Source organism: Streptomyces diversicolor, assembly GCF_057537855.1.
In genome coordinates, this window is the sequence record NZ_BAAJXA010000071.1 from 1 (window position 1) to 12,769 (window position 12,769).

Below are 12,769 nucleotides of genomic sequence, written 5' to 3' on the forward strand. Positions count from 1 at the left end.
GACCGAACTCGACCTGCGGGCCTACGACGGACGGCATCCCGTCGAACTCATCGGCGGAGTACGCTTTCCCGCCATCGGTGAACTCCCCTATCTCCTCACCCTCGCGGGCCACGGCTTCTACTGGTTCCGGCTCTCCCGAGTCGCATCCCGCATCGGCCGACGACGCTGAGCGCGCGGCGCCGAGGAAAGGACGCCTCACCATGCCGAAGACCGTATCGCCCAGGCCGCGCGGCGCGGCCGGCCCCGACCGGCCGACGGCCTTGCTGGCCGGGCTGCTCAGCGAATGGCTGCCCAGACAGCGCTGGTTCGCGGGCCGGGACCGGCCCGTCACGGACCTCGCCCTGCTGTCCATGACCGAGCTGTTCCCGGGCTGTCTGCATCTGCTGGTGCACACCGGGCAGGGCAGCGTCCCGGCGCCCGGCGGCCCGCCACCGGCCGGCGCCTGCTACCAGTTGCTGCTCGGCATGCGCGCGCAGCCGGCGCCGCACCTGGAACGGGCGTTCATAGGCCGGGTGCGGGAAGGCCCGCTGGCGGGCACCGCGCTCTACGACGCGCTGCACGATCCGCGCTCGGCCGCGCTGCTCCTGGAGCGGCTGCGGCGGCCGGGCACGGCGGGCCCGCTGCGCTTCGAGGCGGACCCGGCCGTGCGGGTGCCCGGCGGGCTCGCGCCGCGTCTGCTGGACGCGGAGCAGTCCAACTCCTCGCTGGTGTACGGCGACGCGTACATCCTGAAGGTGTTCCGCCGGGTGGAGCCCGGCATCAACCCGGACCTGGAGGTGCCGGGGGCGCTGGCCGCACAGGGCTGCACACGGGTGCCCGCGCCGGTCGCCTGGTTCCGGACGACCGAGCCCCGGCCGGCGACGCTCGGGGTGCTCCAGCCGTTCCTGCCGGACGCCGCCGACGGCTGGACGCTGGCGCTGCGCGCGCTCGCCGCGGGGGACGACTTCACCACCGAGTCCTATGAGTTGGGGCAGGCCACGGCCGATGTGCATATGGCGCTCGCCACCGCCTTCCCGTCCGCGGGCGACGGCGAGAACGGCCACACGGTGGCCGCGATGACCGCCCGGCTGGAGGCCGCCGCGCACTGTGTGCCGGCCCTCGTGCCGTTCGTGCCGGGACTGCGCACCGCGTTCGGGGCGCTGGACGGCCACGACGCCGCACCGCCCGCCCAGCGCATCCACGGCGACCTGCACCTCGGACAGGTGCTGCGGGCTGGACGGAACTGGTTCGTCATCGACTTCGAGGGCGAGCCCTCGCGCCCGCTCTCCGAGCGGCGCAGCGCGCAGTCCCCGGTACGGGACGTCGCCGGCATGCTGCGCTCCTTCGACTACGCGGCCCGGCAGCGGCGCCCCTGGCGCCCCGAGTGGGCCGACCGCTGCCGGGACGCCTACTGCGCGGGCTATGCCGCCCGGGCCGGGTGGGACCCGCGCCGCGGGCAGGCGCTGCTGCGTGCCCACGAGACCGACCGGGCGGTGTACGAGGCCGTGTACGAGGCCCGGCACCGTCCCGACTGGCTGCCCGTTCCCATGGCCGCGATCGAGCGGCTCGCCGTCAGGGAAGGCTGACACCATGGCACTGCGCGACACCTCGCTCCCCGAGCCGTCGGGTCCCGCGACGACGGCGGCGCTCCCGCTGGATCCCGCCGACCGCGAGCGGTTGCTCACGGGCGCCCACCACGACCCGCACGCCCTGCTGGGCGCCCACCCGGTGCCGGGCGGCACCCTGTTCCGGGCGCTGCGTCCCTTCGCCCGCGCGGTGAGCGTGCTGGTCGACGGGATGCGCAGCGCCCTGGTCCACGAGGGCGACGGGCTCTTCTCGGCCGTGCTGCCGCACGCGACGATCCCGGCGTACACACTCCTGGTCGAGTATGCCGAGTATGAGGACACCGTTCATGAGACGGCCGACCCCTACCGCTTCCTGCCCGCCCTCGGCGAGCTGGACCTGCATCTGATCGGCGAGGGCCGGCACGAGCAGCTGTGGCGGGCGCTGGGCGCCGAACCCATGACGCACCAGGGAGTGGAGGGCACCCGCTTCACCGTGTGGGCGCCGAACGCCCGGGGCGTGCGGGTCACCGGCGACTTCACCGGCTGGGACGGCACGCAGTACCCGATGCGTTCGCTCGGCTCCTCGGGTGTCTGGGAGCTGTTCGTGCCGGGCGTCGGCGAGGGCGTCCGGTACAAGTTCGAGATCACCTCGCGCCGCGGCGACCGGTTCCTCAAGGCGGACCCGATGGCGCGCCGCACGGAGGTGCCGCCCGCGACGGCCTCCGTGGTGACGTCCTCGCGCTACGAGTGGGGCGACGAGGAGTGGCTGGCGCACCGCGCGGACATCCCGGTGCACGAGGCGCCGTTGTCCGTGTACGAGGTGCATCTGCCGTCCTGGCGCCCGGGGCTGACGTACCGTCGACTTGCCGATGAACTCCCCGCTTATGTCAAGGAGTTGGGCTTCACCCATGTGGAGCTGATGCCAGTCGCCGAGCACCCCTTCGGCGGCTCCTGGGGCTACCAGGTCACCGGCTTCTACGCGCCGACCGCCCGCCTCGGCACCCCCGACGACTTCAAGTACCTGATCGACGCCCTGCACCAGGCGGGCATAGGCGTCCTCATGGACTGGGTGCCCGCGCACTTCCCCAAGGACGACTGGGCGCTGGGCCGGTTCGACGGGGAGCCGCTGTACGAGCCCGGGGACTCCCGGCGCGCGGAGCATCCCGACTGGGGGACGTACGAGTTCGACTTCGGGCGCACCGAGGTGCGCAACTTCCTGGTCGCCAACGCCGTGTACTGGTGCGAGGAGTTCCACATCGACGGCCTGCGCGTGGACGCCGTCGCCTCCATGCTCTACCTCGACTACTCCCGGGACTCGGGCCAGTGGACGCCGAACGTGTTCGGCGGACGTGAGGACCTGGACGCGGTGGCGTTCCTCCAGGAGATGAACGCCACCGTCTACCGCCGCTGCCCGGGCGTGGTCACCATCGCCGAGGAGTCGACCGCCTGGGACGGGGTGACGCGGCCCACCGACAGCGGCGGGCTCGGCTTCGGCCTGAAGTGGAACATGGGCTGGATGCACGACTCGCTGCAGTACATCCAGCACGAACCGGTACACCGCAGGTACCACCACCACGAGATGACCTTCTCCATGGTGTACGCCTACAGCGAGAACTACCTCCTGCCCATCTCCCACGACGAGGTCGTGCACGGCAAACGCTCACTGGTCTCCAAGATGCCCGGCGACTGGTGGCAGCAACGCGCCGACCTGCGCGCCTACCTCGCCTTCATGTGGGCCCACCCCGGCAAACAACTCCTCTTCATGGGCCAGGAGTTCGCCCAGGGCGCCGAATGGTCCGAAGCACACGGCCCCGACTGGTGGCTCCTCGATCCCGGCTACGGCGCCGAAGGCGACCACCGCGGCGTCCGCGACCTCGTACGCGACCTCAACACCGTCTACCGCACCACCCCCGCCCTGTGGCAGCGCGACACCGACCCCACCGGCTTCCAGTGGATCACCGCAGACGCAGCCGACGAGAACGTGTTCGCGTTCCTGAGATACGACGCGCACGGGACACCCCTGCTGTCGGTGTCCCACTTCTCCCCCGTCGTCCGCCACGACTACCGGCTCGCCGTACCGAAGGGCGTTCCCGCCTGGCGTGAAGCGCTCAACACCGACAGCGCGCGCTACGGCGGCGGCGACGTCACCGACCGGGGTCTCCTCGTGCCGCAGGACGGGCGGCTGCGTCTCACCCTGCCGCCGCTCGCCACGGTGTGGCTGGTGCCGGCTCCGGCGGACCGATCCGATCAGTTCCCCGATCCGGACCCCAATCGCGCGCGCCTGGGCTAGATTCGAGCACCGTCGACCACAAAGGTGTTCGGCGGCGTCACCCTCCGTACAGTCCAGGAGCAGCGCATGCGCGACCTCGCCCTCGCTCCAGATCTCGCCCCCGACCTGACCGGCGGGCTCGCCGACACCGTCTTCGACACCGCGGCCCGCGATCCCACCCTGCCGGTGCTGGCCCGCCGCACGGACGACGCCCCGGCCGGATGGCGGCAGGTGACGGCCGTCGAAGTGCGGGACGAAGTGGTGGACCTGGCCAAGGGCCTGGTCGCCTGCGGGATCTCCCCGGGCCACCGGGTCGCCGTGATGGCCCGCACCCGCTATGAGTGGACCGTGTTCGGCCACGCCCTGTGGACGGTGGGCGCGGAGATCGTGGCGATCCATCCGCACTCCTCGCGCGAGCAGGTCGAGTGGATCCTGCGGGACGCCGGCTGTGTGGCCGTGCTGGTGGAGGACGAACAGGGCGTCATGACGGTGGGCACCCTGTGCGCGCGGCTGCCACGGCTGCGGCACGTGTGGCAGCTGGACACGGACGCGCTGCCGCAGCTCGTGGAGCGGGGCGCGGCCATCCCGCTGACCACCGTGGAGTCGCTGCGCCGTATCGTGCTGCCGGACTCGACCGCGGTCGTCGCCTACACCTCCGGCACCTCGGGCCGCCCCCTCGGCTGCGCGCTGAGCCACCGCGGTCTGGCGTATCCGTGCGACACGCTGCTCGCGGGCTGGGCGCACACGGCGGCGCCGCCGGGCGAGCAGGCGTCCGTGCTGGCCTTCCTGCCCTTCTCGCACGTGTACGGGCTCATGATCCAGGTGCTGTGCCTGCGCGGCGGCATCCTGCTCGGCCACGAACCCGAGATGACCGACGCGGCGCTGTCGTCGGCGCTGCGCACCTTCCGGCCCACGTACTTCTACGGGGTGCCGTCGCTGTTCGAGAAGCTGTACAAGAATTTCCTGCGCGCGGCCCAGCAGGCCGGCCGGGGCGCGCTGTTCGAGCGGGCGGCGCGGACGGCGCGGGACTTCGCCGCGGCCGAGGAGCGGCGGCGGCTGGGCACCGGCGCTGGACCCGGGCTCGACCTGCGGCTCCAGCACGCCCTGTACGAGCGGACGGTGTACCGCAGGCTGCGGGCCACGCTGGGCGGCCGGGTGGTCCGCGCCACCTCGGGCGGCTCGTCGCTCAGCCGGGAACTGTCCCTGTTCTACGAGGGCATCGGCGTCTATGTGAACGACGGCTACGGGCTGACCGAGTCGGGCGGCGGGATCACCATGCAGCCGTTGGGCCGGGAGAAGTCGGGCACCGTGGGCCAGGCCCTGCCGGGCACCCGGATCCAGATCGCCGAGGACGGGGAGATCCTGGTGCGCGGCCCGTCGGTGTTCCAGGGCTACGTCAACGACGAGGCGGCGACGCGGGCGGCGGTGCGCGGCGGCTGGCTGGCCACCGGGGACCTCGGGCGGCTGGACTCCGAGGGCTATCTGACCATCACGGGCCGCAAGAAGGACGTCATCATCACCAGCAGCGGCAAGAGCGTGGCACCGGCCGCGCTGGAGCAGCGGCTGCGCATGCATCCCCTGGTCCATCAGGCGGTGGTCGTGGGCGACGACCGGCCGTGCGTGGGCGCCCTGATCACCCTGGACCCGGAATTCCTCGCGCACTGGCGGTCGGCGCCGGCGTTGCAGGGCGACGCGCCCGGCCGGGAAGCGCGGGAGGAGAACGCGCTGCGGGAGGAGATCGCACGGGCCGTGGCCGCCGCCAACAGCGCCGTGTCACGCTCCGAGTCCATCCGGGTGCACCGGGTGCTGCCCACGCCGTTCGACACGTCCAACGGGCTGCTGACGCCGTCGATGAAGCTGCGCCGGGACGCCATCGCCCGGCACTACGCCGCCGAGATCGACGCGATGTACCAGACACGCTCGGAGGCCCTGCGCAGGCCGCCGCGGGAGGAGCCGGCCGACTGGGACGACTCGGACAGCGTGTTCCGGTGAGGGGAGGCGTAGCCGGGCCGCGCGCGGGAACCCAGCCCAGGGAGAGAAAGAAGGCCGGGACTGCAGTCCGGTTCACACGGCGCTGGGGATGACAATGGCGACCGGACGACGACGGAACAACACGCCCCTGTCGGAGGATGCCTTCGACCGCTGGGTCTCCTTCCCGGGCGAGCTGCGCAACGTGACGGGTGCCCGGCTCGCCGCGCAGGGCTTCCTCGGCGACCTCGCCCGCCGGACACCGCCGTCCGCCCCCGAGTACTGGGACGACATCCTGCTGGTGGTCACGGAGCTGGCCGCCAACGCCGTGCAGTACGCGCCGGGACCGTTCGCCCTCCGGATGCGCCGCACGTTCGACGGTGTGCACATCACGATGCACGACACCAGTACCGTGCGTCCCGAGCCGCGGCCCTTCACCCCGCGCACGGGTGGCGGCGGCGTCGGGTGGCGGCTCGTGGACACGCTGTGCGACCAGGTCAGTGTGGTGGTCACCGACGGCGGCAAGGACATCCACGCCTTCCTGCCCTGGTGAGCGGGCGGGCCGGGCCGTGCGTGGGGCACGGCGTCACCCGGGGCGGTGCGCGACCACGCCGAACATCGTCACGGACATGTGCAGCCCGCCCTGCTCGGCCGCCTCGGCGAGCGTGGTGTACGCGGCGTCCCGCTGGGCCTCGGTGAGCAGTCCGCGGCGCACCGCCGCATCGCCCAGCATGCCGATGATCGGCCAGGCGACCGACCGGTGGTCCTGGAACAGGGCCGCGCAGCCGCGGTCGTCGACCACCAGGCCGGCCGCGGTGACCTGGCCGACGAGCCGGCGTCCCGAGTACGGGTTGGCGGCGCCGGTGAGGGCGCCGGAGGCCAGGGCCCGCGTGATCTCCGGGTCTCCGGGGTGCAGGACCGTGGTGGCCCAGTCGGTGTCGAGCAGCGCCACCCGGCCGCCGGGGCGCAGCACCCGGGCCATCTCGGCGACCGCACGGTCCGGCTCGGCGAGGTGCTGCAGGACGCGTTCGCACCAGAGAACGTCCACCGAGGCGTCGGGCACGGGCAGGGCCAGCGGGTCGCCGTGCGCGAAGCGGGCCCGGGTGCCGGCGGACCGCTCCTCGGCGACCGCGCGCAGCCCGGGGTCCGGTTCGACGCCGAGGACATGGCCGTCGGGGCCGACGGCGGCGGCCAGTTCCCGGGTCTGCGAGCCGGTTCCGGCGCCGACGTCCAGCGCGCGCTCGCCGCCCTCGACGGCAAGCGCCTCGTGGGCCCAGGCACGCAGCCGTCGCACCCCCGGGTTGGCATCCTGCGCGTCGAGCGCGCCGGTCAGGGACGCCACGTCGGCCGCGTCGCCGCCATGCGTCCGAAAGCCCGGGCCGGGCCGTGTCTGCGCCATGGCGCGCACTCTACGGTCCCCGCGGCCCTCGCGTGGCCCACTCGCGCGGACAGCCGGGCGCCGCCCCCGGACACCGCTGCCCGCCGCGTCGGCCGGCACGACCGCCGCGCGCCCACCGGACCGCACACCCGCATCCCCCGCACCGACGGCCCGCCGCCGCGCCGTCGGTGGCCCGTGCCGGTCGACGACCACTGCGTCCTGTCCCGACGCCGGCCCGCTCCGCGGGCCGGCCGCCGTACTGCCCGAAGGGAAGCCCCGGAGCGCCGCAGGCGACCCGGCGGCGGTCCGGCACGGCCGTCGTGCGGCCCATCGGGTGCATGGCGTGCGGCGCGCGGGTTACTCCGCCTCCTGGCGGGGCAGACGGTTGCCCACGCGTTCGTGTGCCTGCCGCTCCCGGTGGCGCAACCACCCGGGGCGCGGTGGGATCGGTGTGGTGCGCAGCGGCGATCCGGGGCGGGGGAACGCGTCGGACCTGACCCGCCCGGAGCCGCAGAAGGGATGGACACCGTGACACGACCCAGGATCCTGGTGGTGGGCGCCGGCTTCGCCGGTGTGGAGTGCGTTCGCCGCCTGGAGCGGAAGCTGGCCCCCGACGAGGCCGACGTCACGCTGGTGACGCCGTACTCGTACCAGCTCTACATGCCGCTGCTGCCGCAGGTCGCCTCCGGCGTGCTGACGCCCCAGTCGATCGCGCTCTCGCTGCGCCGCAGCAGGAGGTACCGCACCCGGATCATCCCGGGCGGCGCCATCGGCGTGGATCTGAGGGCCAAGGTGTGCGTCGTCCAGACGATCACCGACAAGGTCGTCGACGAACCGTACGACTATCTCGTGCTCGCCCCGGGCAGTGTGACCCGCACCTTCGACATTCCCGGCCTGACCGACCACGCCTACGGCATGAAGACCCTCGCGGAGGCCGCCTATGTGCGCGACCACGTCATCTCGCAACTCGACCTCGCCGACGCCAGCGACGACCCCGTCGAACGCGCCGCGCGACTGCAGTTCGTGGTGGTCGGCGGCGGCTACGCCGGCACCGAGACCGCGGCCTGTCTGCAACGCCTGACGCATGCCGCCCTGCGCCGCTACCCGCGCCTCGACCCGGCCCTGATCAAGTGGCATCTGATCGACATCGCGCCCAGGCTGATGCCGGAGCTGGGCGACAAGCTCGGCCGCAGCGCCCAGGAGATCCTGCGCCGGCGCGGGATCGAGATCTCCCTCGGGGTGTCGATCGCGAAGGCCGCCGCGCGTGAGGTCACCTTCACCGACGGCCGGGTGGTGCCCACCCGGACGCTGATCTGGACGGCCGGAGTCGTCGCCAGCCCGCTGATCTCGACGCTCGGCGCGGACACCGTGCGCGGGCGGCTCGCGGTCACCGCGGAGATGACGCTGCCGGGACACGACGGGGTGTTCGCGCTGGGCGACGCCGCCGCCGTACCGGACCAGGCCAAGCCGGAGCAGGACGCGGTCTGTCCGCCCACCGCGCAGCACGCCATCCGGCAGGGCAGGCGGGTCGCCGACAACGTCATCGCGACGCTGCGCAACCAGCCGCTGCGCCCGTATGTGCATCGTGACCTCGGGCTCGTCGTCGACCTCGGGGGCCGGGACGCCGTCTCCAAGCCGCTGGGCGTCGAACTGCGCGGTCTGCCCGCCCAGGCCGTCGCCCGCGGCTACCACTGGTCGGCGCTGCGCACCAACGTCGCCAAGACCCGGGTCCTGACCAACTGGCTGCTCAACGCCATCGGCGGCGACGATTTCGTGCGCACCGGGTTCCAGGCGCGCCGCCCCGCGAAGCTCAAGGACTTCGAGTACACCAACGCGTATCTGACGCCCGACCAGGTGCGGGCGCACGTGGCGGGCCGGGCCCTGGACAGCCCGGCGGACTGAACCGGGCCCCGGCACCCGCCGCGCGCCGGGAGCGGGCGGGCGGCCCGCGGCGGCATCCGGCACCGGCGCCGCATCAGGGGCCCGGTATCAGGCGCGTACCGGGGTCCTGCACGGTCCATGGCCGTGCCATGCTGGTCGCAGATCATGTCGCGGATCACGATGGGACACGGGAGAGAGCGCGCCGGCGTGCGGACAGCGCAACGGTCGGTGCGGGCGGAGCCCTGGGACCGGCTCGCGGCCTCCGACCCCGGGCTGCTCCGGCTCACCGCGGGGCTGCGCACGGTGACGGCCATCGCCCTGACCCTGCTCGTCCTGGCGCTGCTGCGGACCGGTGTCACCCATCTGGTGGCCGGTGCCATGGCGGCGATGGTCGCCACCTTCGCCATCCGTGAGAAGCGGCGCGACCGGCAGGCCGTGACGCTGGCACTGGGCCTGCCCGTGGCGCTGGTCTCCCTGACGCTCGGCGCGCTGCTGAGCACGAGCGTGGTGATCGGTGACCTGTTCTTCGTGGCGCTCATCTTCTGCGCGGTCTACGGCCGCCGGTTCGGCGACCGGGGCACCGCGCTCGGCCTGATCGGCTTCCAGGTCTACTTCCTGTCCCTGTTCGTGCGCGCGAGCGTGCCGTTGCTGCCGGGGCTGTACGGGGCGCTCGTGCTGGCCTTCGGATGCAGCGCGGTGGCCCGGTTCGTGCTGGTGGCGCAGACGCCCGCGGGCGTCCTCGACCGGCTGCGCCGGGCGTTCAGGGCCCGGCTCGCCCAGCTGGTCGCGGCCCAGATCGACCTGCTGGACGCCGGCCCCGACGACATGGACAAGGCCCTGGAGGCGGTCCGGGTCAGGACCGCGCGGCTGCACGAGAGCGCGCTGATGATCCAGGGCCGGCTGGCGGACGGCACCTCGGACGAGGCGGTGGCGGGGCTGCTCCAGCGGCGCATCGCGGAGGCCGAGATCGCCGCGGAACGGCTCGGTCTGATGCTGCTGACCGCGCGCAGCGCCGAGCGGGCGAACACGCTCACCCTGCATCTGCCGGGCGCGCCGCTGCCCTCGGGCGTCGCACAGCCGGTGCGGGACGAGACGATGACGGCGCTGCGCCGGGATCTTCAGGCGCTGCGCCTGCTGGTGCTGCGGCCGGCCGGCGCGGACCGGGGTACGGCGCTGTCCCGGGTCCGCAACCGGCTGCTCGGCTACCGGGAGGAGGAGAACCTGCCGGACGCGTCGCCCGCCGTGCAGGACGTCTTCCGGGGCCTGGGCGAGGCCGCGCGGGCCGTCCTCGGGCTGCGCGTCGCCCTGGACGGGCCGCAGGACGAGTCCGACGACGCGCCCGCGACGACCCGCTCGCGCGAGGAGCTGGACACGGAGGACGCGGCGATCGGCTCCGGCGAGGAGCGCGCGGCGGACGAGCCGGGGCCCACCGGGCTGCGGCGGCCCACCACGCGCTCGGCCGTACAGGTGGCCGCGGGATCGGCGCTCGCCATCGTCGGGGGTGAGCTGCTGTCCAGCCAGCGCTGGTACTGGGCGGTGCTGACCTGCTGGATCGTGTTCATCAACACCGCGTCGACGGGCGAGATCCTGGTGAAGGGCTACCGTCGGCTGCTGGGCACGGTGCTCGGTGTGGTGGCGGGCATCGGGCTCGCGGGGCTCGTCGGACACCACACATGGACGGCGTTCGCGCTGGTCCTGCTGTTCATCTTCGCGATGTTCTACACGGCCCCGCTCTCCTACACGCTGATGTCGTTCTTCGTCACGGCGATGCTGGGGCTGCTGTACACGCTGCTCAACACCTACAGCCTGGCCGTCCTGGTGCTGCGGGTGGAGGAGACGGCGCTGGGCGCGGCCTGCGGGATCATCGCGGCGGCGGTGGTGCTGCCGGTGGCCACGGACCGCCGTACGAACGAACTGCTGGGCACCGTGCTGGACCGGCTGGCGGACGTCACGCGCTCCGCGGTCGACCAGCTGAGCGGTGCGCCACCGGCGGACCTGCTGGACCGGGCGCGCGAGCTGGACCAGGCGCTGGCTGACCTGCGGGCCTCGGCGCAGCCGCTCACCCACCCGATCACTCCGTTGCGGTCGCGCAGGGACACCGCGCGCTATGTGGTGGCGCTGCTGGAGACGTGCGCCTACCACGCCCGGTCCCTCGCGGCCACCGCCGCGCTGCTGCCGTCGAAGCCGACGATGGCGGCGGACCCGCGGCTGCGGGGAGCGGGCAGCCGAATCGTGCACAACATCGAGGCGATCGCCACGCAGGTCAGAAACGGGCAGACGGCGGCCGAGGTGGAGACAGGCCCGAGCATCGCGTCCCTGTTGCGGCCCGGCACACCGGCCACCCCGCGCTACGGTCAGGTGACCGACCGGGTGCTGCGCCACCTGCAACGGCTGGACGAGGCGGTGGTGGGTCTGGCCCGCCCGCTGCGGGTGCCGGTCGCGCGCGACACGAAGTGAGCGCGGGGCCACATGAGCACGGGAGGCCACGTGAGCCGCTGGACGCCACACGAGCATGGCATGCCGCATGAGCACGGGACGCCATGTGAGCCGCTGGACGCCACATGAGCACGGGAGGCCAAGTGGGCGCGGGACGCCACGTGAGCGCAGGATGCCGGGTGACCGCAGGAGGCCAAGTGGGCGCGGTGCGGCGGTGGTTCAGTCGGCTGCCCGGCCGCCGGCGCCGCGCCGGCCGAGGGCTTCGTCGCGGACGCGGGCGCAACTGCGGCTGATGAGCCGCGAGACGTGCATCTGGGAGATGCCGAGACGGTCGGCGATGCGGCTCTGGGTCATGTCCTCGAAGAAGCGCATGTAGAGGATGGCCCGTTCCCGCTCAGGCAGCCGGCGCAGCCCCTCCTTGGCGGATTCGCGGTCGACGACGACGTCGTACGACGGGTCGGCCGCGCCGAGGACGTCCGCGAGCGGGTGTCCCCCGCCGTCGGGGGCCGGCTCGGCGTCCAGGGACAGGGTGCTGAAGCTCTCCAAAGCCTCCAGACCGGTGCCGACCTCGTCCTCTGTGAGGCCGGTGTGGCGGGCGATGTCGGTCACCGAGGGCTCGGTGACGCCGGGGTGCTGGGTGAGTTCACGGCGGGCCAGGCGCACCCGGTTGCGCAGGTCCTGCACCCGGCGGGGCACCCGCAGGGCCCACATCCGGTCCCGGAAGTGCCGTTTGATCTCTCCGGTGATGGTGGGCACGGCGTAGCTCTCGAAGGGCCCGCGGGCCGGGTCGTACCGGTCGACGGCCTTGACGAGGCCGAGCGCGGCCACCTGCCGCAGGTCCTCGACGGACTCGCCGCGGTCGCGGAACCGGCCGGCGATCCGGTGGGCCATGGGCAGCCAGGCCGTCACCAGTTCTTCGCGTACTTCGTCGCGGCCGGGGCCGTCGGCCGACTCGGCGAGCCGGGCGAACAGGGCCGCGGTGTCGGGGGCGTCGTCGTGGGGCCGCTTGCTTTTGGACAGTTGGGTGAGCATGCGGTTATCGCTCCTGGACAGTGGTTTCGGGGAGGGGGGTCGTACCGCTCCCGTGGGGCGCGCCTCGGAGCACGACACTCCGTCTGCCCTTGCGCAGGGGGAACAAACACGGACCAAGGCCGCGAGCCGGGGGCCGCGGCGGGCCTCCGCCGGGCCGTTCACGGCCGGACAGCGAAACGGGTCGCGCGCCCCGCTCCGCGGCGCCCGGGCACACCAGGGACGGTTCACCGTTCACCCGTACCGGGACAGCGGTCGGCCGTG

Annotated in this window: 9 protein-coding genes; 7 read left to right on the forward strand and 2 right to left on the reverse strand. The window is 73.5% G+C overall.

Translation table 11 applies throughout. The features are described from left to right. From AC27LF_RS43215 to AC27LF_RS43235, 5 genes are all read left to right on the forward strand, one after another. A partial coding sequence (locus AC27LF_RS43215) for an alpha-glucosidase C-terminal domain-containing protein (RefSeq protein ID WP_479664701.1) occupies nucleotides 1–169 on the forward strand: 169 nt, incomplete at its 5' end. A gap of 31 nt (nucleotides 170–200) precedes the next feature. Then, nucleotides 201–1,565, forward strand: a complete 1,365-nt coding sequence (locus AC27LF_RS43220; protein ID WP_479664676.1) for a maltokinase N-terminal cap-like domain-containing protein — start codon at nucleotides 201–203, stop codon at nucleotides 1,563–1,565. Nucleotides 1,566–1,569: 4 nt separating this feature from the next. Continuing rightward, entirely contained in the window at nucleotides 1,570–3,834 is a 2,265-nt protein-coding gene (gene glgB, locus AC27LF_RS43225) for a 1,4-alpha-glucan branching enzyme (RefSeq protein ID WP_479664677.1), read from the forward strand. A 66-nt stretch (nucleotides 3,835–3,900) separates the two neighbouring features. Then, nucleotides 3,901–5,805, forward strand: coding sequence for an AMP-dependent synthetase/ligase (locus AC27LF_RS43230; protein ID WP_479664678.1), 1,905 nt, complete (start codon nucleotides 3,901–3,903; stop codon nucleotides 5,803–5,805). 94 nt (nucleotides 5,806–5,899) lie between these two features. Next, complete coding sequence (locus tag AC27LF_RS43235) at nucleotides 5,900–6,334, forward strand: ATP-binding protein (protein WP_404037208.1); 435 nt, start codon at nucleotides 5,900–5,902, stop codon at nucleotides 6,332–6,334. 33 nt (nucleotides 6,335–6,367) lie between these two features. Here AC27LF_RS43235 and AC27LF_RS43240 read toward each other — a convergent pair whose 3' ends face one another. Further along, nucleotides 6,368–7,180, reverse strand: coding sequence for a methyltransferase domain-containing protein (locus AC27LF_RS43240; protein WP_479664679.1), 813 nt, complete (start codon nucleotides 7,178–7,180; stop codon nucleotides 6,368–6,370). Between the two features lie 498 nt (nucleotides 7,181–7,678). Here AC27LF_RS43240 and AC27LF_RS43245 point away from each other — a divergent pair, with 498 nt between their 5' ends. Continuing rightward, on the forward strand, nucleotides 7,679–9,061 hold the full coding sequence (locus tag AC27LF_RS43245; protein ID WP_479664680.1) for an NAD(P)/FAD-dependent oxidoreductase: 1,383 nt from the start codon (nucleotides 7,679–7,681) through the stop codon (nucleotides 9,059–9,061). 159 nt (nucleotides 9,062–9,220) lie between these two features. Beyond that, nucleotides 9,221–11,497 carry an FUSC family protein gene (locus tag AC27LF_RS43250; protein WP_479664681.1) on the forward strand — a complete coding sequence of 759 codons (2,277 nt, stop codon included), beginning with the start codon at nucleotides 9,221–9,223 and terminating at the stop codon, nucleotides 11,495–11,497. A 198-nt stretch (nucleotides 11,498–11,695) separates the two neighbouring features. Here the strand turns inward: AC27LF_RS43250 and AC27LF_RS43255 are convergent, their stop codons facing one another. Further along, nucleotides 11,696–12,508 carry a SigB/SigF/SigG family RNA polymerase sigma factor gene (locus AC27LF_RS43255; protein ID WP_479664682.1) on the reverse strand — a complete coding sequence of 271 codons (813 nt, stop codon included), beginning with the start codon at nucleotides 12,506–12,508 and terminating at the stop codon, nucleotides 11,696–11,698. Nucleotides 12,509–12,769: the final 261 nt, after the last annotated feature.